Genomic DNA, 24895 nt, shown 5'->3' with positions numbered 1-24895 from the left:
TATAAGTCTTGTCGCAGCAGCTCCGGGCTTTAGTCATATCTTTGCCGTTCGCCCCCCAGGAGACACCGTTCACCCCCTGCTTGGCGGTGTCCCCCGCTTCTGTGTCAGGATTCGGTGAATGCAGGGGAAGGAGTCAGCATGAAGGGGCCTGAGGAGCAGAAGCCAGACGCGGGCCTGACCGGGTCGCCGCCTTCGCCCGGGGGCGACTGGCCGGATCCGAATGTGCTGGGGCTCGAGGCGGAGGAGGTCATCGCGCGCTTGCGCGAGGCGGCGGCGGCAGCGGACTGGGCCTGGTACCAGCGCCGTGGCAACTGGTGTCGCCTGGCGCAAGGCAATGCCGCGAGCGCCTGGCCGGCTCTGCTCGACGACGAGGACCTGGTGCGTTATCGCGCCGATGCAAGGCTCGTCTGCCTGCCCACGGGTGGCGGGCCGACCCCGCTGGGATGGCTGCTCGGCCAGCCCGATAGCCAGACCGACTTCGCCGCCCTGGCCCTCAGGTTCGGCTTCCTGCTGCAGCGCCTGCAACTCCAGCGTGCCCAGGCGATCCAGCAGGTGCTCTACGACATCACCTATCTGGCCAGTTCGACGGTGGATCGCCAGTCGTTCATGCAGCGCACCCACGAGCTGCTGGTGACGCTGATCGATGCGGAAAACCTCTGCCTGGCGCTGCTCGATCCCGGTGCCGAGCAGATCCACTATCCCTATTACTTCGACCAGCGCGACGAGAGCCCGCCCGAGCCGGGCTCCTTCGAGCCGCTGGAGCGCGATCACCCGAGCATGACGGCCTATGTCCTCCTGCATGGCGAGCCCTTGCTGGTGCCCCGTGAGGTCATCGAGGCGGCGCAGGAGCAGGGTCCCTACTACTGCCAGGGCACGGTGCCGGAATTCTGGATGGGCATCCCGCTCAAGGACGGCGCCGACCGGACCTTCGGCGTACTCAGCCTGCAGGTCTATGATCGCGAGCGCCGCTATGGCAGCGAGGACCAGGCGCTGTTCCAGGTCATCGCCCGGGACGTGGCCATGGCCCTGGACCGCATCCTGCGGCGCGAGGATCTGGAGGCCACGGTAGGCTTGCGCACCCAGGAGCTCTCCGAGCTCAACGCCCGCCTGCGCGAGCAGATCGCCGAGCGCGAGCGCGCCGAGCAACTGCAGGCCGCGCTGTTCCGCATCGCCGAGCTGTCCAGCGTCAGCACCGACATGACCGAACTGCTCGGCGGGCTACATCGGGTGGTCGGCGAACTGCTCTATGCGCACAATTTCTATATCGCCCTGTACGACGATGCCTCGGACCAGGTGAGCTTTCCCTACTTCGCCGACGAGCGCCGCCACACGGCGCCGGTGGCCCGACGCCACAGCCGGGGCTATACGGAATACACCATTCGCCAGCGGCGTCCCTGCCTCATCGATCGCGAGAAGGCACACCGGCTGATTGAGGAGGGTGAGATCACCCCGGTGGAGGGCACCCCGGAGGCCTACTCCTGGCTGGGCATCCCACTCTACGACGGCAAGCAGGTGCGCGGGGTGCTGGCGGTGCAGAGCTATCGCGAGGACGTCCGCTACAGTCGTCGCGACCAGGAGCTGCTCACCTTCGTATCCCGCCATATCGACACCGCCCTGTCGCGGCGCAGTGCCGCGGAAGCCATCCAGCATTCGCGCCAAGCGCTGGAGGTGCGGGTGCAGGAGCGGACCAAGGCGCTGGACGACGCCAATGCCCGGCTGCTGTACGAGAACAACCACGATTCGCTGACCCGGTTGCCCAATCGCAGCTTCTTCCAGCAGCGCCTCGGCGCGCTCTGGTCGGCGGTCGAGCGCGAAGGCGCCGGGCTGGCGGTGATGTTCCTCGACCTGGATCGCTTCAAACGAGTCAACGACCAGTTCGGCCACCCCTTCGGCGACCTGCTGCTGGTCGCCGCCGGGGAGCGGCTGTCCAGCTGCCTGCGCGAAAGCGATCTGCTGGCGCGCCTGGGCGGCGACGAATTCGCCATCCTGGTGCCCGGCGGTGGCCTGGATTCGCCGGTGGCCATCGCCCAGCGCATCATCGAGGCCTTCGACCGGCCCCTGGTGATCGACGACCACAGCCTGTTCGCCTCGTGCAGCATCGGCATCGTGGTGGCCGATCCGGCCCTGCATCGCCAGCCGGACGATCTGCTGCGCGATGCCGACACCGCCATGTACCGGGTCAAGCAGGGCGGGCGCGACAACTTCGCGGTGTTCAACCAGGAGTTGCGCCAGGTGGTGTCCGACCAGGTGGTGCGCGAGGGCGCGCTACGCAAGGCGCTGAAGAACGGTAACGAATTGGAGCCCTTCTTTCAGCCCATCATCGAGGTGACGACCGGACGGGTAGCCGCACTGGAGGCGCTGATCCGCTGGCGGCAGCCCGATGGCAGCGTGCTGGCGCCTGGCGCCTTCCTGCCCGAGCTGGAGGGCCTGCGCCTGATCGGGCGGCTGGATACCTACATGCTGACGCGGATCGCCGCCATCCTCGCCGAGCCGGCCCAGGCCCACTGGCCGGTGGTCCACGTCAATTGCTCCAGCTACAGCATCGTCCGCCCGGAATTCGCCGACGAGGTGCTGAGCATCCTGGCCGCCCATGGCGTGGCGCCTTCGCGCATCTGCCTGGAGCTGACCGAGGGCGCCCTGGTCGCCGAGCCGGAGCGCGCCAAGGCCACCATGGAAGCCCTGGACCGCCAGGGGGTCTCGGTGGTGCTGGACGATTTCGGGGCGGGATTCTCGTCCCTGGGCTACGTCCACGAATACCGCTTCCGCGGGCTCAAGATCGACAAGTCCTTCGTGCTGCGCCTGGCCGAGAGCAGCCGCAGCGTCGCCATCGTCCGGGCCATCGTGCGGATGGCCGAATCCCTGGGCCTGGATGTGGTTGCCGAAGGCGTCGAGGACGCCCAGGCGCTGCAGCTGCTCAAGAACATGGGCGCGCGGCACGCCCAGGGTTATCACTTCGCCCGGCCGCTGGAGCTGCTGGCGACCCGTCGCCTGCTGGCCAGCGCCGCGGGCTAGAAGGCGACGCCCGCGACCAGGATCAGGTTGGTGTAGGGCTGGCATTCGCCGGTGCGGATCTGCACCCGGGCGCCTTGGCAGAGCGCCTTCAGTTCCGCATGGCTGACCAGCTGCCGTGGGCCCAGGGCACCATCCGCGGTCAGGCGCTCCAGTTCGGCCAGCGCCGGTGGCTGGGCGGCGAGGGATTCCTCCGCAAGCACGTGGCTTCCCACCTGCATCTCGCTGAGCAGGGCCTGCAGCACGCTGACGAAGTCGGGAACGCCCGGGGTCACGGCCAGATCGACCAGGGGCGTGCCTGGCGGCACCGGCATGCCGGCGTCACCGATGACCACCCGATCGCCATGACCGAGACTGGCCACGGCCTGGGACAGGGCGATATTGAGCAGAGCGGTCTTCTTCACGAGGCGAGTTCCTGGCGGGTGGGGATGGACGGCTGGGCGCCGGGGCGGGTGACGGCGATGGCCGCTGCGCGCTGGCCGAGGGCGATGGCATCGGCGACGCTCAGGCCCTCGGCCAGGCCGGCGGCGAAACCGCCGAGAAAGGTATCGCCCGCGGCGGTGGTGTCCACCGCCTTGACGGGCGTGGCGGGATGATGGCGGCAATGGCCGGCGCTGACTTCCAGCAGGCCCTGGCTACCCAGGGTGAGCAGCACCTGGCGGGCACCGGCGGCGACCAATTGGCGCGCGGCCGCCTCGGCCTGCTCCAGGGTCTCCACCGGCAGGCCGGTGAGCAGGCTGGCTTCGCTTTCGTTGGGCACCAGATAATCGATGTGGGTGTACCACTCGGCCGGCAAGGGCCCGGTGGCTGGCGCCGGGTTGAGGATCACCGTCTTGCCCAGGGCATGGGCACGGGCCAGGGCGGCGCCCACCGTGGCCAGTGGCACCTCCAGCTGGGCGATCACCAGCTTGGCCTGGTCGAGCAGGGTTTCCTGGGCCTGCAGGTGTGCGGCGGACAGCTCGCCGTTGCCGCCGGCAACGATGACGATGGCGTTCTGCCCCTGGTCGTCCACCAGGATGGAGGCGATCCCGGTGGGCACCTCGGCGGCCACCGCGACCGCCCGGCAATCGATGCCTTCCTGGCGCAGGCCGTGGGTCAGCAGCTCGCCATAGGGGTCGGCGCCGACGCAGCCGATCATGGCGACCCGGGCGCCCAGGCGCGCGGCCGCCACCGCCTGGTTGGCGCCCTTGCCGCCAGGCGCGGTGGCGAAGGTATGGCCGGCGAGGGTCTCGCCGCCCCTGGGCAGGCGCGGGGCGCGCACCACCAGGTCCATGTTGAGGCTGCCGATGACGATGACGTCAGGGTGCATGGGAAGTCTCCAGAGCAGAAGGCGCCGCGGTGGATTCGCGCAGCACCAGCCGGGGTACGGCGATGTCGTGGGTGGAAGGGCCGCCGACCGCGTCGCGGCGGGCCAGCAGCAACTGGGCCGCGCGTTCGCCGAGGTCGCGGATCGACTGGCCGATGGTGGTCAGGGCCGGGTAGAGATAGCGGCTGAGTTCGATGTCATCGAAGCCCACCACCGACAGCTGGGCGGGGACGTCGAGCCCTCGCTCGGCGGCGGCGCGCAGCACGCCCAGGGCGATGGTGTCGTTGCCGGCGAAGATCGCCGTCGGGTGCTCCGGCTGGGCCAGCAACTCGCGCGCGGCGGCGTGACCGGCCGCGGCGGTGAAGGGGCAGCGTTGGATGGCACCAGGGACTAGGCCGGCTTCCGCCAGGGCCTCCTGGTAGCCGGTGATCCGCTCGCTGGCGACCGGTGAGTCCGCCGGGCCGCCGATGCAGGCGATCCGGCGATGGCCGAGTTCGAGGAGATGGCGGGTGGCGAGCAGGCCGCCCTGGTGGTGGTCGACACGGATATGCGCGGCCTGGACGCCGTCCAGCGGGCGGTCGGCCAGTACCAGGGGAATGCGCAGCCCGGCGAGGGCGCGGGCGAAGCGCGGGTCGCCGTCCACGGTAGCCACTACCAGGCCATCGATCCGGCGTTCCTTGAGCACCCGCAGGTATCTCAGTTGCTTGTCCGCATCGTCGTCGGAGTTGCAGAGGATGACGCTGTAGCCCTGGCGCTCGCAGTGATCCTCGATCCCCCGGGCCAGTTCGGCGAAATAGGGGTTGACCGCATTGGGCACCAGCACGCCGAAGGTACCGGTAGCCCGGCTGCGCAGGGAGCGGGCGACGCCGCTGGGCACGTAGCCCAGTTCGGCGATGGCGGCCTCGACCTTTTCCCGCACGCCCGGACTGACCGGGCGGCTGTTGTTCACCACATGGGACACGGTGGTGTAGGAGATGCCGGCGCGGGCGGCGACATCCTTGATCGTCGCCATCAGCCCTGTCTCTTGGCGCGCTGGCTACGGTAGGTGTCGAGGATCACCGCGACCACGATGACCGCGCCGGTGATGATGCGCTTGGTCGGCTCGCTGGCACCGACCTGCGCCAGCCCCGCGGCCAGCACCGAGATGATCAGCACGCCGAAGAAGGTGCTGATCACCGAGCCGCGCCCGCCCATCAGGCTGGTGCCGCCGATCACCACGGCGGCGATCACCTGCAGTTCCAGGCCGACGCCGGCGTTGGGATCGGCGGCTTCCAGGCGCGAGATCTGGAACAGCGCGGCAAGGCCCGCCAGCAGGCCCATGAGGGCGAAGACGATGACCTTGTAGGGCTTGGGGTTGATCCCGGCCAGGCGCACCGCTTCCTCGTTGGTGCCGATGGCGATCAGATAGCGCCCGAGCACCGAGCGTGTCAGCAGCAGCTGGGCGACCACGATCACCAGCAGGGCGATGACGAAGGAGGGCGAGATGCCGAAGGCGAAGGGCGTCGACAGCCAGGCGTAGGCATCGCCGATGTAGGCGGTGCGCGAATCGGTCAACTGGTAGGCGGCACCACGGGCCATCTCCAGCACGCCCAGGGAGACGATGAAGGAGGGGATGCGCCAGGCCACGGTCACGCTGCCGGTGAGGGTGCCGGTCAGGGCGGCGCAGAGCATGCCCAGGGCGGCGGCCGGGAGGATGCCCCAGCCCCACTCCAGGGTGGCGACGCTGACCACCGCGGCGGCCAGGGCCACCACCGAACCCACCGACAGGTCGATGCCGCCGATGATCAGGATGAAGGTCATCCCGGTGGCCAGCACCATGAGGTCGGGAATCTGGTTGGCCAGGGTGGTGAAGGTGGCATAGGAGAGAAAGTGACTGCTCAGCACGGAGAACAGCACGATCATCGCCAGCAGCGCTGCGGCCAGGCCGACGTAGGTACCCAGGCCCAGGCCGAAGGCGCGCTTGGAGGAGGTGACGGGAAGACTGCTCATCGAATGGCTTCCTGAGAAAGGGGTTGCGGCGGGACAGGTTCTTCCAGCAGGGCTTCGCGGGAGCGATAGCCGGCGAAGGCGGCGGCCAGCAGCCGCTCCTGATCCCAGTCATGGCGTTCGAAGGTGGCTTCCAGGCGGCCCGCGGAGATCACGCCGATGCGATCGCAAATCAGCATCAGCTCGCGCAGATCGCTGGAGACCACGACCAGGGCCTTGCCCTGGCGGGTGAGTTCGGCCAGCAGGCCATAGATCTCGAACTTGGCGCCGACGTCGATGCCGCGCGTGGGTTCGTCGAACAGCAGCACCTGACAGTCGCGCTCGAGCCAGCGCCCGATCACCACCTTCTGCTGGTTGCCGCCAGAGAGCTCGCCCACGGTCTGGGTACCGTCGTTGCAGCGGATGCGCAGGCCCTTGATCTGGCGCTCGGCCAGGGCGGCTTCACGGGCGCCGCTGACCAGGCCCTGCTGAGCAACCTTGGCCATGCTGCCGAGGGCCAGGTTGGCGCTGATCGGCTGGCTGAGCAGCAGGCCCTCGCCCTTGCGATCCTCGGTGATCAGGGCGATGCCCTGGCGTACCACCTTGGCGGGTGACCCCAGGTCGACCGGCTTACCGGCCAGGCGCACCTCGCCGGAATCGGCGCGGTCGGCGCCGAAGATCAGCCGCAGCAGCTCGGTACGGCCGGCACCGATGAGGCCGGAGATGCCATAGATCTCCCCGGCGCGGACGCTGAAGGAGACGTCCCGGACCTTGTCGGCGCGATGGAGGCCGCGGACTTCCAGGAGCGGCGGGCCGAAGCGGCGCTCGCCCATGTCCAGGTGCTCGCCGAGGTCCCGGCCGACCATGAGGCTGACGATCTGCTCGATGTCGTAGTGCGCCATGGGCGCATCGGCCACCAGGCGGCCGTCGCGCAGCACCACCAGTTGCTGGGCGATGCGCTTGAGTTCTTCCAGGCGATGGGAGATGTAGACCAGCGCCACGCCGCGGGCACGCAGCCGTTCGATCTGCTCGAACAGCAGCTCCACCTCGCGGGAGGTGAGCATGGCGGTGGGCTCGTCGAGGATCAGCACCCGGCAATCGCCGATCAGGTTACGGGCGATTTCCACCATCTGCTGGTGACCGACGCCCAGTTCGGCGATGGGCGTATCCGGATCGATGGACTCCAGGCCGACCTGGGCCATGGCCAGCCGCGCCTGTTCGCGCAGCTGACGGCGGTCGATCCAGCCCAGCCGCCGGGGCAGGCGGTCGAGAAAGAGATTTTCCGCCACGGTGAGGGTGGGCAGCAGATTGAGCTCCTGCATTACCATCCGCACGCCCTGGGCTTCCGCCTCGCGGCGGCTGCCCGGCGCATAGGGTCGGCCGAGAAAACTCAGCTCACCGGTGGTGGGTTGCACCAGGCCACAGAGGATCTTGGACAGGGTGCTCTTGCCGGCGCCGTTTTCCCCGGTGAGCGCCAGCACCTGGCCGGCGCGCAACTCCAGGTCCACGCCGCCGAGTACCGGCTGGGCATAGGTCTTGCCGATGCCACGGGCGCTGAGGATCACCTCGGACGACATGGGGCTCTCCTCGGATCAGGGCTTGGTGACGAGTTCGACCGGCGTCTCGATCACCCCGTCCTTGGCACCGGTGGGCTCGCCCTTGACCAGCTTGAGCGCGGCTTCGATGCCGAACACGGCCTGCTTGGCGGCGAACTGGTCGGCGGTGGCGAGGACGCGACCGTCCTTGAGCATCGGGTGGATGGCCTTGATGTTGTCGTAGCCGACTACCTGCACCTGGCCTTTCTTGCCGGCCGCACGCACGGCGGAGACGGCACCCAGCGCCATGCTGTCGTTGCCGGCCAGCAGGGCCTTGAGGTCCGGGTACTCGTTGAGCATGGCCGCGGCGACGGCGTTGCCCTTGTCGATCTCCCAGTTGCCCGACTGCACGCCGACGATCTTCATACCGGCCGCTTCCATGGCGTCCTTGAAGCCTGCGGTGCGCTGCTGGGCGTTGGTGGTGGTGGAGACGCCCTCGATGATGCCGACCTGGTCACCCTGCTTGAGCTGCTTGGCCAAATACTCGCCCACCAGGCGCGCGCCCTTGCGGTTGTCGGGGCCGACGAAGGGGATGTCCAGCGACTTGGACTTGAGCACCTCGGGATCCAGGCGGTTGTCGATGTTGACCACCTTGATGCCGGCGTCGCTGGCCTTCTTCAGCACCGGCACCAGCGCCTTCGAGTCCGCCGGGGCGATGACCAGAGCGTCGACCTTGGACACGATCATCTGCTCGACGATGCGGATCTGACTGGAGGTATCGGTCTCGTCCTTGATCCCGTTGGAGATCAGGTCGAAGTCGCCGGAATGCTCTTTCTGGTAGGTCTTGGCGCCGTCTTCCATGGTCAGGAAGAATTCGTTGGCCAGGGACTTCATGACCAGCGCGACCTTGGGCTTTTCGGCGGCCGTGGCATGACTGGCGGTGAGCGGCAGGATCAGCGAAGCGGAGGTGAGAGCGATAGCCGCCAGTAGGCGGGCAGGGCGGAAGGCCAGCATAGGGGATCTCCGAATTCTTATGGTTCTTGTGGTCGCGCAAACGTTTGCGCGAAAGCGAGAATGTCCGCTTCGTTGGTAGCTGTCAACGGAAGTCACTACATGAATCGATTCAGCGCCAGGGGACGGCAGGTTGGCCCCGGCCCTGTAGCCCCCGGTATACTGTGCAATCGTGTTCAACCAGGCGCCCGGCGCCCGAGAGTCTCTGCCATGTCCTTTTCCGAATCCGCCCTGAAATCCCTCATCCGCGCCGTGCCCGATTTTCCCAAGCCGGGGGTGATCTTTCGGGACATCACGCCGCTGTTCCAGTCGCCCGAAGGCCTGCGCGCCGTCATGGCGGAGTTGCTGGAGCGCTATCGTTCGGCGTCCTTCACCCATGTCGGGGCGCTGGATGCCCGCGGATTCCTCATCGGCCCGATCCTGGCCTATGAACTGGGCAAGCCGCTGGTGCTGTTCCGCAAGCAGGGCAAGCTGCCGGCCGAATTGCTGACCGAGGTCTACAGCACCGAATACGGCGATTCGGTGATCGAGGTGCACAAGGACAGCGTCGGCGCCGGTGATTCAGTGCTGCTGGTCGACGACCTCATCGCTACTGGCGGCACCCTGGTCGCCGCCGGCAACCTGATCCGCCGCCTAGGCGCCGAGGTCCACGAGGCCGCCGCCATCGTCGACCTGCCCGAGCTGGGCGGCTCCAAGCGCCTGGAAGCGGCTGGCATCCCCACCTTCGCCCTGACAAGCTTCGCGCTGTCGGAGTATTGAGAGCCCCCGATCGCGGCCACGGCGGTCCGCCGATGCGGCTGCTCCTACAGGGTAGAGATTGACTGTAGGAGCGGCCCATGGCCGCGATAACGGCGTCGAGCCTGACCTCCGCGTTCTGCCGGCATCTCCCGCGGTACCCGTTCGCGGACAAGGCTGCGCCGTTGTCCACCCTACGACGGTGGTGCCTTTGCAGGACCTGCTGCACCGGCAGATCGCCAGAGCCGCAACAGGTCACCCAGGTCGTAGGTTGGGTTGAGCGCAGCGAAGCCCAACGGATGTTGCCTCCGCGGCGCTTTTGTTGGGCTTCGACGATAGAGCCGTCTCAACCCAACCTACGATCCTGCCATTGGCGCCGTAGGTTGGGTTGAGCGCAGCGAAGCCCAACGGGTCTTGTTTCGGCGCTGGCGCTGTTGGGCTTCGACGATGGAGCCGTCTCAACCCAACCTACGATTCTGCCACTGCCACCGTAGGTTGGGTTGAGCGCAGCGAAGCCCAACGGGTCTTGCTTCGGCGCCGGCGCTGTTGGGCTTCGACGATGGAGTCGTCTTAGCCCAACCTACGGGTTACCGCGCCCATGGCCGCGATTGGTTTCTACCCAAGGTCTCATCACAGCCCCGCTATCGGACTTCTCGGCTGCAACGGATACAGGTCCACCTCGTCCGCCAGCTTGGGCAATTCGTCGAGGAAGGCGAGGGAATGTGGCTGGTTGAAATGGTCATCCTGGGCGGCGACCGAGGCCCAGCGGGCCTGGATTACCCAGAGATCGCCGTCTTCGCTGCCCTGGAACACCCGGTAGTCCAGGCAACCCTCGTCCTTCACGGCCAGGGCCGCCAGGTCCAATAGGTGAGCGCCCAGCGCTGGGGAGCGTTCGGGCTGGGCCCGGAGGAGGGTGAGGCTATGGATGTCCGGCATGACGAGGGCGTCTCCTGGAGGGTCGGATGTTCGACCCTCCAGGGCGGCGGACGTCGCGGCGGACTCAGCGATTGATCAGGCCGAGGAATTCCGCGCGGGTGGCATCGTTGGCGCGGAACTGGCCGAGCATCACCGAGGTGACCATGGACGAGTTCTGCTTTTCCACGCCGCGCATCATCATGCACATGTGCTGGGCCTCGATCACCACCGCCACGCCGGCGGCGCCGGTGACCTGTTCGATGGCCTCGGCGATCTGGCGGGTCATGTTTTCCTGGATCTGCAGGCGGCGGGCGAACATGTCGACGATGCGGGCGACCTTGGACAGGCCCAGCACCTTGCCCTTGGGCATGTAGGCGACATGGGCCTTGCCGATGAAGGGCAGCATGTGGTGCTCGCACAGGGAATACAGCTCGATGTTCTTGACCAGCACCATCTCGCTGTTGTCCGAGGTGAAGAGGGCGTCGCCCACCACCTCTTCCAGCGTCTGGCCGTAGCCGCGGCAGAGATACTGCATGGCCTTGGCCGCCCGCTTGGGCGTGTCCACCAGCCCCTCCCGGCCGATATCTTCGCCGAGTCCGGTCAGGATCGAGGAGTAGTGCTGTTCGAGAGACATTTGGGTTCCTGTTTGTCGATGAGGAAGTTGGCGCTCGGATGAGACGTCACCCGAGTCACAGGATCACTCGTCGCGACCTTCCATCATGGTGCGCTTGAGCAAGACGTAAAGCGAGCCGGTCCCGCCGTGGCGGGGCAGGCAGGAGGTGAAGCCCAGCACCTGCGGATGCTGGCGGAGCCAGGTGTTGACGTGGCTCTTGATCAGGGGACGGCGACCATCCAGCCGTGCGGCCTTGCCATGGGTCACGCGGACGCAGCGGATTTCCAGGCGCGTCGCCTCGGCGAGGAAGTCCCAGAGAGTTTCCCGAGCCTTCTCCACGGTCATGCCATGCAGATCCAGGCTGCCCTCGAAGGGGATCTGGCCACCCTTGAGGCGCCGCAGCTGGGTGTCCTGCAGCCCGTCGCGGCCCCAGTAGAGTTCGTCCTCGGCGCCGACGTCGATCACGAAGGCGTCACTCAGGCCATCGACCCGGATGCTGGCGGTGGTCCGGGTCGCATCGGCGCGACGCTGGGCGATCTGGCCCGGGTTGGCGCGCGGCTTGCCGGTGTCGGCATGGTCCTGCTTGAGCGGACGGATCCCGCGGGTGAAGTCAGCGAAAGAGGCATCGTCGTCGTGCATGGCGTTCTCCGGTACAGGGCATCATTCTACCGGTGGGTCAGGCCGCGTGCAGCAAGAGCTGTACCGCGGCCAGCGCGGCCCTTTGCCGCTCGGCCCAGTCGCCGCTGACTTCCAGGGTGGCCTGTCCATGGGCCTGCAGCCAGTCGCGACAGCGCTCGAAGAAGGCCAGGCGCGCGTCCAGGTCCGGTTGGCAGCGCTGGCCGTCGTCCTGCCAGGCGACGCCGCGGGGATCGAGCAGCAGGTGCAGATCGTAGCGGCGCGCGAGGAGGGCGGGTTCCAGCCAGGCGGGCGCGCTGCCGAACAGCAGTCGGCTCCACAACAGGTTGCTGAGCAGGTGGGTGTCCAGCAGCAACAGCGGCGGGGCGGCGGCGCGGGCTGCGTCTTCCCGGCGCAGTTGCTCGCGCGCGATCACCTCGACGTCCGCCAGGGTGGTATCGGTGCCATGCTGCGCGCAGTACTCACGCACGTACTCCGCGACCGGCAGGGCGCCGAAGTGCTCGCTCAGGGTGGCGGTCAGCCAGGACTTGCCACTCGACTCGGGGCCGGTCAGCACCACGACCTTCATCGCGAGTGCCCCAGCGTCCGCCGCCAGTCGAGCCAGCCGTAGGCGGCGAGGCCGACGAACACGGCATAGAGTACGGCAGTGGGGTAGAGGCCCTTGTGGTAGAAGAGGCCGACGTAGATGACGTCCAGGACGAACCACAGGGCCCAGCATTGCAGGCGCTTCTGCGCCATCCAGAATTGCGCGACCAGGCTGAAGCCGGTCAGCGCCGCATCCAGCCAGGGCAGGGCGGCGTCGGTATGGGTGCCCATCAGATAGCCGAGGGCAAGGCTGCCCAGGGCGCCCGCGGCGAGCCCGGCGAGCAACGGCCGGGCGGCCAGCGAAGTCACCTGCCGGCCCTGGTGCTGCTGACCGCCGCGCAGCCACTGCCACCAGCCATAGAGTTGCAGGACCGCATAGACGCACTGCAGGAGCATGTCGGAGTACAGCTTCACGTCGTAGAAGATCCAGACGTAAAGCACCACCATCACCAGGCCGATGGGCCAACCCCAGATGTTCTGCCGCACGGTGAGCCAGACCGCGACGATGCCCAGGACGGCGGCTACCAGCTCCACGCTGGACATGCCCATGAAGGTGGCGAGGGGTTCCAGAAACGACATGCTTCACATCCGGAGAGATTGGATTCGTCATTGTACGGCACCTAATGGCCGTTCATCGGTCTCTTCAACCGGTCTCGCTCTGGTAAGGTGCCGGGCGGCCACAAGCCGCGCTTGTTGTCCTGGGTACCGCGAAGGGCCACGCCCCGCGGAGCGTCACGGTTCGAACCCCGTTGCCGCCGGAGCCTGCAGCTCCGGCTACCTGCAAATGTTTCACTTGGATGGAGTAATACCATGGACCTATGGAGTGCCTTGCAGGCGCTGATTCTGGGGATCGTCGAGGGCATCACCGAGTTCCTGCCCATTTCCAGTACCGGCCACCAGATCATCGTCGCCGATCTGATCGGCTTCGGCGGAGAAAGGGCCATCGCCTTCAACATCATCATCCAGCTGGCGGCCATCCTGGCCGTGGTCTGGGAATACCGCGCCAAGATCTTCGGCATCGTCACCGACCTGCCACGCAAGTCCTACGCCCAACGCTTCACCGGCAACCTGATCATCGCCTTCCTGCCCGCCGCGGTGTTGGGCGTGATCCTCGGTGATCTGATCCACGAATACCTGTTCAACCCCATCACCGTGGCCTTCGCCCTGGTGATCGGCGGCGTGATCATGATCTGGGCGGAAAAGCGTACCCACCGCATCCGCGTGGAAGAGGTCGACGACATGCGCTGGCACGATGCGCTCAAGGTCGGTTGCGCCCAGTGCCTGGCGATGATCCCCGGTACTTCGCGTTCCGGCTCGACCATCATCGGCGGCCTGCTGTTCGGTCTGTCGCGCAAGGCCGCCACCGAGTTCTCCTTCTTCCTGGCCATGCCGACCATGGTCGGCGCGACCGTCTACTCGGTGTACAAGTATCGCCACCTGTTCACCGCCAATGACGTGCTGGTGTTCGGGGTCGGCTTCATCACTTCCTTCATCTTCGCCATGCTGGCGGTCAAGGCGCTGCTCAAGTTCATCGGCAAGCACAGCTACGAGGTGTTCGGCTGGTATCGCATCGTCTTCGGCTTGTTGATCCTGGCCACCTGGCAATTCGGCTGGATCGACTGGCACGCGGCCAAGGCGGCCGGGTGAAACCCGAGCAGGAACAACAGAGCCGGCGCAAGCCGGCTCGTGCGTCCAAGCAGTCCACGGCGTCGAAGAGCACCCCGCGCGGTGCGGCGCCGACGCCCTATCAGCAACGGGCGGCCATCGCCCGCCAGGACATGCTGCTGCTGTTGCAGATTGGCGTCTTCGTCCTGCCCCTGGTCGGCATGCTGTCCCTGGCGGTCGGTCGCGGGGTGCTCTGGCCGATGGCGTTGTACCTGCTGGCCAGCGTCGCCACCTTCCTGCTCTACCGGCACGACAAGCAGCGCGCCCGCGACAAGGGCTGGCGGGTGCCGGAACGGGCGCTACACCTGGGTGAATTGCTCGGCGGCTGGCCCGGCGCGCTGATCGCCCAGCAGCGGTTTCGCCACAAGACGGTCAAGGTGCGCTTCCGCCTGGTGTTCTTCGCCATCGTCGCGCTGCACCAGCTGCTCTGGCTCGACGTGCTCTGTGGGGGCGTCCTGCACCGCCAGTTGCCGCTCTTCTAGGGGTTGGGCAGCGCGGTCGAAGGGGATGGGCTAGGCTTGGCAGGCGAACGCCGCCCGTTGCCCAGGAGATACCCGTTGCGCCTGCCTCCATCGATCCTTGCCCCCTTGCTCCTGTGCTTGACCCTCGCCGGCTGCGCTTCCAGCCAGAAGACGGCACTGCCCCAGGCTCCGGAAGCCGGTTCCGGCTACCGGGCCGGGCTGGTGGACAGCGAGGCCGGGCGTCATATGGCGGCAGCGGCCAATCCGCTGGCTGCCGAAGCGGGACGGGAGATCCTGCGCCAGGGCGGTAGCGCCATCGATGCCGCCATCGCCATGCAGGCCGTCCTGACCCTGGTCGAGCCGCAGTCCTCCGGGATCGGTGGTGGCGCCTTCCTGCTCTATTGGGACGGGCGCAGGGTCCAGGCCTACGACGGTCGCGAGACCGCTCCGGCGGGTGCCACGGAGCGCCTCTTCCTGCATGCGGATGGCACCCCCATGGCCTTCGAGGAGGCCCGCATCGGCGGGCGCTCGGTCGGGGTGCCGGGGGTGTTGCGCGCGCTGGAACTGGCCCACCGCGACCACGGCAAGCTGGCCTGGCAGACCCTGTTCGAACCGGCCATCCGCCTGGCGCGAGAAGGCTTTCCGCTCTCGCCGCGACTGCACAACCAGCTCGTCCACGATCCCTTCCTCCAGCAGTCGCCCGCGATGGCCGCCCTCTACCTGGATGCCCAGGGCCAGGTGAAGCCGGTGGGCACCCGCCTACGCAATCCAGAGCTGGCGGACACCTTGGCGCTGATCGCCAAGGCAGGCGCGGGGGCGTTCTATCGCGGCGAACTGGCCCAGGCCATCGCGACCGCGGTTCAGGGCAGCGCCAACCCCGGCAGCCTGAGTCTCGCCGATCTCGCCCGCTATCGCGCCAAGCCGCGGGCACCGCTGTGCATTGACTATCACCGCTGGCGCGTCTGCGGCATGCCGCCGCCGGCTGGCGGCCTCACCGTGGCCCAGACGCTGGGGATCCTGCAGGCCCTGGAAGCCCGCGACCCCGCCTGGGCCTTGGCGCCCCTGCGCCCCGTGCCCACCTCACTACCGGCGGCCCAGGAGCCGCGCCCGGAGGCGGTCCATCTGATCGCCGAGGCCGAGCGGCTGGCCTATGCCGATCGCGCCCAGTACGTGGCCGATCCGGAGCTGGTGCCGGTCAACGTCAAGGGTCTGCTGGATCCCGGGTATCTTGCCAGTCGTGCCCAGCAGGTCGGCGAGCGCAGCCTGGGCAAGGCCACGCCGGGAACCCCGCCCGGTCCGACGTTGGCCTGGGCGCCGGATCGCTCGCCGCTGCGCATCTCCACGTCGCAGGTGGTGGCCGCCGATGGCTGGGGCAATGCGCTGTCCATGACCACCACGGTGGAGAGCTACTTCGGGTCCCACCTGATGGTGAAGGGCTTCATGCTCAACAACCAGCTGACGGACTTTTCCTTCGTCCCGCGGGAGAAGGGGCTGCCCGTGGCCAACCGGGTGGAGCCCGGCAAGCGGCCACGCTCCACCATGTCGCCCACGCTGGTGTTCGATCGTGACAGCGGCGAGCTGGTGGCCGCGCTGGGCTCGCCTGGCGGCTCGCAGATCGCCGGCTACCTGGTCAAGACGCTGGTCGGCTTGCTGGACTGGCAACTGGATGCCCAGGCGGCGGCAGGGCTGCCCAATTTCGGCAGTCGCAACGGGCCTACCGAGCTTGAGCGGGGCGAGACCACGACCGGGTTGCGCAAGGCGCTGGAAGCGCGCGGCCATGAGGTGCGCGAGGACGAGATGACCAGTGGCATCCAGGTGATACGCCGGGTGGGCTCAGGCTGGCAGGGCGGTGCCGATCCGCGGCGGGAAGGCGCGGCGCTGGGGGATTAGGTAGGCGTCGCAGGGCGATAGCCCTTCACCCCAGCCCTCTCCCAGGGGCGAGAGGGGCTGTTTGGACGGGGTGGGGAGTTCAGGAGCAGACGTGTGGGAGAGGGCGCCGGACCGGGTCAAGGTCCGGCGTCTACTGCATCAGGCCGGCTGGTCGAGTTGCAGCACGCGGGTGGTGCGCTCTCGTACTTCGCGCAGCAGTTCCGGCTCTTCCGCCAGCTTGTGACCGAAGGCGGGGAACATCTTGCGCAGCTTGGCCTGCCAGTCTTCGCTCTGGAAGCGGCTGGGGAAGCAGCGCTCGACCAGGGTCAGCATGATGGACACCGAAGTGGAGGCACCCGGGGAGGCGCCCAGCAGGGCGGCGATGGTGCCGTCGCCGGAGGCGACGATCTCGGTGCCGAATTGCAGCACGCCGCCTTTCTGCGGATCCTTCTTGATGATCTGCACCCGCTGGCCCGCCACTTCCAGGCGCCAGTCCTGCTTGCGCACGGCCGGGTAGAAGGCGCGCAGTTCCTCGACGCGCTGGTCGAAGGATTGCAGCACCTGACCGACCAGGTAGCGGGTCAGCGGCATGTTGTCCCGCGCCACGGCGAGCATGGGGCCGATGTTGCCCGACTTGATCGACTTGGGCAGGTCGAGGAAGGAGCCGCGCTTGAGGAACTTGGTGGTGAAGCCGGCGAAGGGGCCGAACAGCAGGGACTTCTTGCCATCCACCACCCGGGTGTCCAGGTGCGGGACCGACATCGGCGGCGAGTTGACGCCGGCCAGGCCGTAGACCTTGGCCTGGTGCCGTTCGACGATGTGCGGATCGTCGCAGCGCAGCCACTGGCCACTCACCGGGAAGCCACCGTAGCCGGCGCCCTCGGGGATGCCGGACTTCTGCAGCAGCGGCAGGGCCGCGCCACCGGCGCCGAGGAAGACGAACTTGGCGATCAGGGTGCGGGTGGCACCGGAGCGGCTGTCTTCGATGGTCAGGCGCCAGCGTTGATCCGCCTGGCGGCTCAGGTCCACGACCTTCTGGTTGTAGCTGACCTTGGTCCCGCTACGGGTCTGCAGGTGGCCCAGCAGGCTCATGGTCAGGGCGCCGAAGTTGACGTCGGTGCCGCCACCCACATGGGTCGCTGCCACGGCCTCGGTGGCCGGCCGGCCTTCCATCACCAGGGGCATCCACTCGCGCAGCTTGGCGTGGTCTTCGGAATACTCCATGCCGTCGAAGCAGGCGTGGTCCTTGAGGGCCTCGTAGCGCTTGCGCAGGAAGGCCATGTCCTTGGCGCCATGCACGAAGGACATGTGCGGCACCGGGCTGATGAAGGCGCGCGGCGAGCCGAAGTGGCCTTCCTCGACCAGGTAGGACCAGAACTGCTTGGACGCCTCGAACATCGCGTTGATGCTGAGGGCCTTGGTGATGTCGATGCTGCCGTCCGCCTTTTCCGGCGTGTAGTTCAACTCGCAGAGGGCCGCATGGCCGGTTCCGGCGTTGTTCCAGGGGTTGGAACTCTCCGCCGCGCCTACGTCGAGCAGCTCGAGTACCTCCACGGTACTCGTGGGCTCCAGTTCCTTGAGCATGACCGCCAGGGTCGCGCTCATGATTCCCGCGCCGACGAAAACGAAATCCGACTCTTCGTTACCACTGTGCATTCATCGTACTCCTGAGACAGTGTCTCGCTTTACACCTGAGGGAGACCGGGCGTCGGAGCCCGACCTCGAGTTGGGCAATCCCCTGCCGACCGCAAACGGCCGGGCAGGGGCAAGCAACCGGTAAGGCATGGCAGTCAGTTGCGACAGCGGACGTCCGGCATTGTTCTGATTGATGGGGGTGGAGCGGAGGGGCCTGGCAAGCGGCAGCGGCCAGGCGCCAGGGGAGACGTTCAGGATGCGACACGGAGCCCGTCGAGCGCGCCGGATGGGGGCGCTACGTGTTACGAGACGTGGCAGGAGACCCCTGGTCTCCCGGCGCAAACGATAGGTAGTGATCGCGGCGATCCTGGTCGAGTACCCGTTTCGGTGCGAAATGATACCTAGGGTAACTGCTTAGGGCACCCTCTATTTTTCCTGTGTAGTGGGTCCTGGGACCCACTACACGGGCGGATGGCTCAGCCGTTGATGCCCTGGCTGCGCAGGTAGTCGTCGTAGCTGCCACTGAAATCCACTACACCGTTCTCGCTCATGTCGAGGATGCGGGTGGCCAGGGAGGAGACGAATTCCCGGTCATGGCTGACGAAGACCAGGGTCCCCGGATAGTTTTCCAGGGCCAGGTTCAACGCTTCGATGGACTCCATGTCCAGGTGGTTGGTGGGTTCGTCCATCACCAGCACATTGGGCTTCTTCAGGATCAGCTTGCCGAACAGCATGCGGCCCTGCTCGCCACCGGAGATGACCTTGACCGACTTCTGGATGTCGTCGCTGGAAAACAGCATGCGGCCGAGGGTCCCGCGCACCAGCTGCTCGCCGCCCTGGGTCCACTGGCCCATCCAGTCGAACAGGGTGGTGTCGTCGGCGAAGTCATCCGCGTGGTCCTGGGCGAAATAGCCGACGTCGGCGCTGTCGGTCCATTTCACCTCACCGCCCTGCGGTGCCAGCTCGCCCACCAGGGTGCGCAGCAGGGTGGTCTTGCCGATGCCGTTGGGGCCGATGATGGCGACCCGCTCGCCGGCCTCAATCTGCAGGCCAAGGCGCTTGAACAGCGGGGTGCCGTCGAAGCCCTGGGTGACGTTTTCCAACGTCACCGCCTGGCGGTGCAGCTTCTTGTACTGCTCGAAGCGGATGAAGGGGCTGACGCGGCTGGACGGCTTGACTTCGTCCAGCTGGATCTTGTCGATCTGGCGGGCACGGCTGGTGGCCTGCTTGGCCTTGGAGGCGTTGGCCGAGAAGCGACTGACGAATTGCTGCAGTTCGGCGATCTGGGCCTTCTTCTTGGCGTTGTCCGACAGCAGGCGCTCGCGGGCCTGGGTCGCGGCGGTCATGTATTCGTCGTAGTTGCCGGGGAAGAGGCGCAGCTCGCCGTAGTCCAGGTCGGCCATGTGGGTGCAGACGCTGTTCAGGAAGTGACGATCGTGGGAGATGATGATCATGGTGCTGTTGCGCGCCACCAGGATGCCTTCCAGCCAACGGATGGTGTTGATATCCAGGTGGTTGGTCGGTTCGTCGAGCAGCAGCAGTTCCGGATCCGAGAACAGTGCCTGGGCTAGTAGCACACGCAGCTTCCAGCCGGGGGCGACGGCGCTCATGGGGCCGAAGTGCTGGTCCTGCGGGATGCCCAGGCCGAGCAGCAGCTCGCCGGCGCGGGCTTCGGCGGTGTAGCCGTCGAATTCGGCAAACTGCACCTCCAGTTCGGCCACGGCCATGCCGTCGTCCTCGCTCATTTCCGGCAGGGAATAGATGCGATCGCGCTCGGCCTTGACCTTGGCCAGCTCGGAATGACCCATGATCACCGTATCGATGACCGTGCAGTCTTCATAGGCGAACTGGTCCTGGCGCAGCTTGCCCAGGCGGACGTTGGGTTCGAGCATCACCTGGCCGCCGGTGGGTTCCAGGTCACCCCCGAGGATCTTCATGAAGGTGGACTTGCCGCAGCCGTTGGCGCCGATCAGGCCGTAGCGATGGCCGTTGCCGAATTTGACGGACACGTTCTCGAACAGCGGCTTGGCGCCAAACTGCATGGTGATGTTAGCGGTGGAGATCAAGAGGGGTACCTGTGAGGGGTTCAGACCGCAACGCCGCCGCGCTCCTCGCCGCTGAGCGGCAGGGACGGGGCGTTCCGGTCGGATGGGGCAGAGATCCAGCGGGCGAGGTCAAGGATGGCCGCTGCACCGCGGCGGCCTGGCCGGCCTGCGCTAAAGGCGGGCATCGCCCGACATGCCGCCTATTGTGTCATAGCTGCGAGGGCAGTTGTACGGGGCCGGGCGGGGCGCGCCGGCGGTTCGGCGACGTCTGGCATGGCTGGGCCTGGGACACCGAGAGGTGGTTGCCACTAACGGTCGGGCTGGGGCACTACCTTCCACACCGCTTCCGTCAGCTGGTCGAGGGTCCAGGGTTTGTGCAGGAAGGGCACGCCCGGCGGAATATCGTTGCGCAGGCCGGCATAGCCGGACATCAGGACGAAAGGCACCATGGGCCACCGCTCGGTGACGATCTTCGCCAGCTGGATGCCATCGATCACGCCTGGCATCCGGACGTTGGATACCACCAGGTTCACCTGTTGCCAATGCAGCTCCAGGAACTGCAGGGCGGCGTCGGCGGTGCCGAAGGTTTCCACCTGGAAGCCTTCCTGCTTGAGGACTTCACGAACCAGCGCCTGCAGCAGCAATTCGTCTTCGGAGACGACCGCGAGCATTGGCTCGGCGTTGGCAGAGCGGTTGGGAGTATCCATGGGCAGGCGTTCCTGGCAGTAGGTTACCTTGAGTCTAGTCAGGTGATGGCAATCTGGGTGCCGGATTGTACGAGTGGAGTCCCTCCCGGATCCCGTACGGCACCCGTTGCGCTGAGATCCGCGCGAGATCGAACAGCGGGCGACGTGTGGTGAACGCCTCGGTGAAACCTCTCTGGGTAGCGGCCTACTAATGCTCAAGACCCCTAGGCGCAGGAGCCAACCCATGCAGACGACCCTTACCTCGGCACCCCGGTCCGTTCTTCCCCTGGCCTGGTGGCTGGGCGGCGATCAGGCGCCCCTGAACGATTCGGACATGGCCGATGAAGAGATCGATACCGAGATCCCCGACGAGGTGGTAGAGAACCTGACGGAGCCGCCCAAGGCACCTGCGCCTATCCCCGATCCGGGCCCGCTCTGACCGGAACGCTTCTGTATCGCCGTTCTCTTCGCAGCCAGCCTTGCGAATCGGGTAAGGCTGCGTCTCGAAAATAAGGTGTAACAAAACATGTAATCCGGTTAGGTTGTTGGCCAACGCGCCTTAGCGACCGAGGGAGGTAAAGCGACGTCCGGCGAGCGGCGCCCGTTCACAACCGCCAGGAGCACGCCCATGTATCCCACGCTACCCACCGCACTGCAGCGACTGAATCTTCCCCTACGGATCCGCATCGACCAGGGGCCGGAAATCGACCTCGGCGCCGCGCCGCGGGTCACCTTGGTGGTGAAGGATCCTCAGGTCCTGGCCAATCCCCAGCAGCTCAATCTGGATACCCTCGGCCGGGCTTTCGTGGAATCGCGGATCGACCTGGAAGGGGATATCCAGGAGGTCATCGAGATTGGTGATCGGTTGAGCCAGGCGCTGGCCGGCGTGGCGCCGTCAGCGGACGTCGCCCCTCAGCCCCATGACAAGGCCACGGATGCGTCGGCGGTTGCCTACCACTACGACCTGTCCAACGATTTCTACCGTCTGTGGCTCGATCCTGAGCTGGTCTACTCCTGTGCCTATTTCCAGACCGGGGAGGAGGACTTAGCGACCGCCCAGCGTGACAAGCTGGAGCTGCTCTGCCGCAAGTTGCGCCTCCAGCCGGGCGAGCGCCTGCTCGACGTAGGCTGCGGTTGGGGCGGCCTGGCGCGGCACGCGGCGCGGGAGCACGGGGTACAGGTGCACGGCATCACCCTGTCGCGAGAACAGCTGGAATTGGCTCGGGCACGGGTGGCGGCGGAAGGGCTGGCCGACCAGGTCACCCTGGAGCTGCTGGACTATCGCGACCTGCCCGGCGACGGCCGCTACGACAAGGTGGTCAGTGTCGGCATGTTCGAACACGTCGGCCTGGCGAACCTGCCGCTGTATTTCCGCACGCTGTTCGACGCCGTCCGCCCGGGCGGACTGGTGCTCAACCACGGTATCACCGCCTTGCATGCCGATGGCCGAGCGGTGGGCCATGGCGGCGGCGACTTCATCGACCGCTACGTCTTCCCCCATGGCGAGCTGCCGCACCTTTCCCTCGCCGTCGCCGAGATGAGCGCGGCAGGCCTGGAGGTGGTGGATGTCGAGAGCCTGCGCCGCCACTATGCGCGCACCCTCGACTTCTGGAGTGCGGCGCTGGAAGCGCGCCTGGAGGAGGCGGCCAGGCTGGTGCCGGCGGAGGCCCTGCGCATCTGGCGCCTATATCTGCCGGGCTGCGCCTATGCCTTCCGCAAGAACTGGGTGAACATCCACCAGCTGCTGGCCGCCAGGCCCCATGCCGACGGCCGCCTCGAGCTGCCCTGGTCGCGCGGTGATCTCTACGGCTGAACGCTGACCGCGCGCTCGGCGAGCGCCCGGCGATAGAGCAGGGCGCTCAGGCCCAGGCCGGCCAGGGCCATCAACCCGGCGAAGAGGAAGATGGCGCTGAAGCCGAAGCCGTTGGCGATGGCGCCGGCCACCGGACCGGTGATGCCCAGGGCGAGGTCCAGGCACAGCGAATAGGCGCCCAGGGCCGCGCTGCGGTTGGTGGGCGGTACCTTGACGATGGCTTCGACGCCCAACGCCGGGTAGACCAGCGAGAGGCCGAAGCCGGCCATGGCGGCACCGAGCAGCGCCATCTGCGGCGTGACCGCCAGCCACAGCAGCAAGAGGCCCAAGGTCTCCACCGTGAAGCAGGCCAGGGCGACGCGGAAGCCGCCAAGCGTGTTGATGGTGCCGGCGAATAGCAGCCGCGCGCAGATGAAGGCGCCACCGAAGGCGGTCAGGCAGAAGGCCGCGTTGGGCCAGCCATTGCTGGCGTAGTAGAGGGTGACGAAGGTGGCGATGGCGCCGAAGCCGATCGAGCTCAGCAACAGGCAGAGCCCGAAGGGGCTGATCCGCCAGAATACCTTGTGGAAGGGTAGCCGCTCACCGGCGATGACTGGCGCCGGCTCCTTGTTCCAGGCCAAGGCCAAGCCCAGGGCGCCGAGCAGGGCGATGGCTACCCCCAGGCTCCACAGCCCCAGCCCTGCCACCATGGCGACGCCGAGTGGCGCCCCTATGGCCAGGGCGCCATAGGCGGCGATGCCATTCCAGGAAATCACCTTGCTCACGTGCTGCATGCCGACGCTGCCCATGCCCCAGCTCAGGCACCCGGTGCCGATCAGCGCCTGCGACATGCCCAGGATCACCCGGCCGACGATCAGCAGGCCGAGGCTGAGCGGCGGAACGGACTCCAGGGAGGTGGCCGCCAGGGTCAGGACGCCACAGGCAACGCAGCCGAACAGCCCGTAGATGACGCCGCGCTTGGCACCGATGCTGTCCGCCAGCTTGCCGGCCAGCGGTCGGGTGAAGAGGGTGGCCAGGTACTGGATGCTGATCGCCAGCCCGGCGATCACCGAGCCGTAGCCAAGATCGTCATGCACGTAGCCCGGCAGGATCGCCAGCGGCAGGCCGATGGCGAGGAACAGCAGGAAGCTGAAGATGACGATGGAGACGATGCGCAGGTTGACGGCGAGCGCGGTGTCCAGCGGGGCGGTGGTGGTCATGGCTGTTCTCGCGAGGACGCGTCGAAACGGCTGAGCAGACGGACGCTGAGGGCTAGTCCGGCCAGCGCGGCCAGGGCCGCACAGAGGAAGCTGGCGGCATAGCCGAAATGGGTGGCCACCGCGCCGATGAGCGGGCCGGTCACCGCCAGCGACAGGTCGATGAACACCGAGTACCCGGCCAGGGCGGCGCCGCGATTGGAGGCCGGTACCCGCTGCACCGCCTCCACGGCGAGGGCGGGAAAGACCAGCGAGAAGCCGATGCCGGTGAGGGCCGCGCCGACCAGAGCGGTGGTCATGCCGGGCGCGAGCCAGAGCGTGGCCAGTCCCACGGCTTCCACGCCGAGGCTGACGATGGCGACACGGAAGCCGCCGTGCCGATTGATGGCGTTGGCGAACACCAGGCGCACGCCGATGAAGAAACAGCCGAACACCGAGAGGCACAGCGCCGCGCCGCTCCAGCCTTGGCTGGCGTAGTAGAGGGTGATGAAGGTGGCCAGGGTGCCGAAGCCGATGCCCCCCAGCGCCAGGCCGAGTCCATAGGGCAGCACCCGTCCCAGCACCGTGGTGAAGGGCAGGCGGTCGCCGCGTACCGGCACGATGGGCGGGCGCGGTTTGGCGATGCGATAGCCGAGGATCGCCAGGGCGATGATGCTGGCGCCCATGATCCACAGCCCGAGGCCATCGACCAGCACCACGCCCAGGGGCGCGCCTATGGCGAGGGCTCCGTAGCTCGCAACACCATTCCAGGAGATCACCTTGGCGGTGTTGCTGGGTCCGACCCGGCCGATCGCCCAGGAGATGGCGCCGGTGCCGGACAGGCTCTCGGCGCAGCCCAGCACCAGGCGGCCCAGCAGCAATGCCGTCAGGCTGACCCAGGGCCAGGCCTGCAACAGTACCGAGGCCAGCATCAATACCCCACTGATGCCGCAGCCCAGCATGCCGTAGAGCACCGATTGCTTGGCACCCACGGTGTCGATGATGCGCCCGGCATGGGAACGGGAGAGCAGGGTAGCCAGGTACTGGCTGCTGATCACCAGACCGGCGATGATGGAGTTGAAGCCCAGTTCGCCATGCACATAGCCCGGCAACACGGCCAGGGGGATGCCGATGGTAAGGTAGGCGATGAAGGTGAACAGCACCGTACCCAGGGTGATGCGGGTGGCCAGGGCGGGCGAGGGTGCGGGCGGTAGGCTTGCGGTAGACATCGGACTC

General features: G+C 67.2%; 23 protein-coding genes. 7 read left to right on the top strand and 16 right to left on the bottom strand.

Annotated features, from left to right (window positions below):
- Positions 1-138: 138 nt before the first annotated feature.
- A complete protein-coding gene (locus ACYJP6_RS11320; protein WP_459475076.1) occupies positions 139-3012 on the top strand; it encodes a sensor domain-containing phosphodiesterase in 2874 nt (957 codons plus the stop codon).
- On the opposite strand, the gene rbsD is transcribed toward ACYJP6_RS11320, so the two are convergent.
- From rbsD to ACYJP6_RS11290, 6 genes are read right to left on the bottom strand one after another with little or no spacing between them, the layout of a single operon-like run.
- Entirely contained in the window at positions 3009-3413 is a 405-nt protein-coding gene (gene rbsD / locus ACYJP6_RS11315) for a D-ribose pyranase (protein WP_459475075.1), read from the bottom strand. The genes ACYJP6_RS11320 and rbsD overlap by 4 nt on opposite strands.
- Positions 3410-4318, bottom strand: coding sequence for a ribokinase (gene rbsK, locus ACYJP6_RS11310; RefSeq protein WP_459475073.1), 909 nt, complete (start codon positions 4316-4318; stop codon positions 3410-3412). Before rbsK ends, rbsD begins: the two co-directional genes overlap by 4 nt.
- Positions 4308-5327 carry a LacI family DNA-binding transcriptional regulator gene (locus ACYJP6_RS11305; protein WP_459475071.1) on the bottom strand — a complete coding sequence of 340 codons (1020 nt, stop codon included), beginning with the start codon at positions 5325-5327 and terminating at the stop codon, positions 4308-4310. The genes rbsK and ACYJP6_RS11305 overlap by 11 nt, the downstream gene beginning before the upstream one ends.
- Positions 5327-6304 carry an ABC transporter permease gene (locus ACYJP6_RS11300; RefSeq protein WP_459475070.1) on the bottom strand — a complete coding sequence of 326 codons (978 nt, stop codon included), beginning with the start codon at positions 6302-6304 and terminating at the stop codon, positions 5327-5329. Before ACYJP6_RS11300 ends, ACYJP6_RS11305 begins: the two co-directional genes overlap by 1 nt.
- The gene (locus ACYJP6_RS11295; RefSeq protein ID WP_459475069.1) at positions 6301-7857 is read right to left on the bottom strand and encodes a sugar ABC transporter ATP-binding protein; all 1557 of its coding nucleotides are present in this window, start codon (positions 7855-7857) and stop codon (positions 6301-6303) included. Before ACYJP6_RS11295 ends, ACYJP6_RS11300 begins: the two co-directional genes overlap by 4 nt.
- 15 nt (positions 7858-7872) lie before the next feature.
- Complete coding sequence (locus ACYJP6_RS11290; protein WP_459475068.1) at positions 7873-8829, bottom strand: substrate-binding domain-containing protein; 957 nt, start codon at positions 8827-8829, stop codon at positions 7873-7875.
- Positions 8830-9036: 207 nt separating this feature from the next.
- Here ACYJP6_RS11290 and ACYJP6_RS11285 point away from each other — a divergent pair, with 207 nt between their 5' ends.
- Complete coding sequence (locus ACYJP6_RS11285; protein WP_017640536.1) at positions 9037-9585, top strand: adenine phosphoribosyltransferase; 549 nt, start codon at positions 9037-9039, stop codon at positions 9583-9585.
- 606 nt (positions 9586-10191) lie between these two features.
- On the opposite strand, the gene ACYJP6_RS11280 is transcribed toward ACYJP6_RS11285, so the two are convergent.
- The 5 genes from ACYJP6_RS11280 to pnuC all read right to left on the bottom strand — a co-directional run bounded on the left by ACYJP6_RS11280 (position 10192) and on the right by pnuC (position 12853).
- Entirely contained in the window at positions 10192-10497 is a 306-nt protein-coding gene (locus ACYJP6_RS11280) for a putative quinol monooxygenase (RefSeq protein ID WP_459475067.1), read from the bottom strand.
- Positions 10498-10561: 64 nt separating this feature from the next.
- Positions 10562-11110: a GTP cyclohydrolase I FolE gene (folE, locus tag ACYJP6_RS11275; protein ID WP_459475066.1), complete on the bottom strand. Its 549-nt coding sequence runs from the start codon at positions 11108-11110 to the stop codon at positions 10562-10564.
- Positions 11111-11173: 63 nt separating this feature from the next.
- Positions 11174-11728 (bottom strand): Smr/MutS family protein, encoded by a 555-nt coding sequence (locus ACYJP6_RS11270; protein ID WP_459475065.1) that lies wholly within the window; start codon positions 11726-11728, stop codon positions 11174-11176.
- Between the two features lie 37 nt (positions 11729-11765).
- Positions 11766-12293, bottom strand: a complete 528-nt coding sequence (locus tag ACYJP6_RS11265; RefSeq protein ID WP_459475064.1) for an AAA family ATPase — start codon at positions 12291-12293, stop codon at positions 11766-11768.
- On the bottom strand, positions 12290-12853 hold the full coding sequence (gene pnuC / locus ACYJP6_RS11260) for a nicotinamide riboside transporter PnuC (RefSeq protein WP_459475360.1): 564 nt from the start codon (positions 12851-12853) through the stop codon (positions 12290-12292). The genes ACYJP6_RS11265 and pnuC overlap by 4 nt, the downstream gene beginning before the upstream one ends.
- Positions 12854-13120: 267 nt before the next feature.
- Here pnuC and ACYJP6_RS11255 point away from each other — a divergent pair, with 267 nt between their 5' ends.
- From ACYJP6_RS11255 to ACYJP6_RS11245, 3 genes are all read left to right on the top strand, one after another.
- A complete protein-coding gene (locus tag ACYJP6_RS11255) occupies positions 13121-13957 on the top strand; it encodes an undecaprenyl-diphosphate phosphatase (protein WP_058768452.1) in 837 nt (278 codons plus the stop codon).
- Positions 13954-14457, top strand: a complete 504-nt coding sequence (locus ACYJP6_RS11250) for a DUF1294 domain-containing protein (RefSeq protein WP_459475063.1) — start codon at positions 13954-13956, stop codon at positions 14455-14457. The genes ACYJP6_RS11255 and ACYJP6_RS11250 overlap by 4 nt, the downstream gene beginning before the upstream one ends.
- 75 nt (positions 14458-14532) lie before the next feature.
- On the top strand, positions 14533-16326 hold the full coding sequence (locus tag ACYJP6_RS11245) for a gamma-glutamyltransferase family protein (RefSeq protein WP_459475062.1): 1794 nt from the start codon (positions 14533-14535) through the stop codon (positions 16324-16326).
- Positions 16327-16464: 138 nt separating this feature from the next.
- On the opposite strand, the gene mqo is transcribed toward ACYJP6_RS11245, so the two are convergent.
- From mqo to ACYJP6_RS11230, 3 genes are all read right to left on the bottom strand, one after another.
- Positions 16465-17961 (bottom strand): malate dehydrogenase (quinone), encoded by a 1497-nt coding sequence (gene mqo, locus ACYJP6_RS11240; protein WP_459475061.1) that lies wholly within the window; start codon positions 17959-17961, stop codon positions 16465-16467.
- Positions 17962-18416: 455 nt separating this feature from the next.
- Complete coding sequence (locus ACYJP6_RS11235) at positions 18417-20006, bottom strand: ABC-F family ATPase (RefSeq protein ID WP_459475060.1); 1590 nt, start codon at positions 20004-20006, stop codon at positions 18417-18419.
- Between the two features lie 287 nt (positions 20007-20293).
- On the bottom strand, positions 20294-20692 hold the full coding sequence (locus ACYJP6_RS11230; protein WP_459475059.1) for a response regulator: 399 nt from the start codon (positions 20690-20692) through the stop codon (positions 20294-20296).
- A 223-nt stretch (positions 20693-20915) separates the two neighbouring features.
- On the opposite strand from ACYJP6_RS11230, the gene ACYJP6_RS11225 reads away from it, so the two are divergent.
- The gene (locus ACYJP6_RS11225) at positions 20916-21110 is read left to right on the top strand and encodes a hypothetical protein (protein WP_459475058.1); all 195 of its coding nucleotides are present in this window, start codon (positions 20916-20918) and stop codon (positions 21108-21110) included.
- Positions 21111-21299: 189 nt separating this feature from the next.
- Positions 21300-22484, top strand: a complete 1185-nt coding sequence (cfaB, locus tag ACYJP6_RS11220; RefSeq protein WP_459475057.1) for a C17 cyclopropane fatty acid synthase CfaB — start codon at positions 21300-21302, stop codon at positions 22482-22484.
- On the opposite strand, the gene ACYJP6_RS11215 is transcribed toward cfaB, so the two are convergent.
- Together ACYJP6_RS11215 and ACYJP6_RS11210 are read right to left on the bottom strand one after the other, a co-directional pair.
- Positions 22475-23683: an MFS transporter gene (locus ACYJP6_RS11215; protein ID WP_459475056.1), complete on the bottom strand. Its 1209-nt coding sequence runs from the start codon at positions 23681-23683 to the stop codon at positions 22475-22477. The two genes, cfaB and ACYJP6_RS11215, sit on opposite strands and share 10 nt — an antisense overlap.
- A complete protein-coding gene (locus ACYJP6_RS11210; RefSeq protein ID WP_459475055.1) occupies positions 23680-24888 on the bottom strand; it encodes an MFS transporter in 1209 nt (402 codons plus the stop codon). The genes ACYJP6_RS11215 and ACYJP6_RS11210 overlap by 4 nt, the downstream gene beginning before the upstream one ends.
- Between the last annotated feature and the right edge of the window lie 7 nt (positions 24889-24895).

The organism is Pseudomonas sp. No.117, from assembly GCF_054558395.1.
The sequence above is the reverse complement of the archived record's forward strand: the minus strand, read 5'-3'. Positions and strand labels throughout refer to the sequence as shown.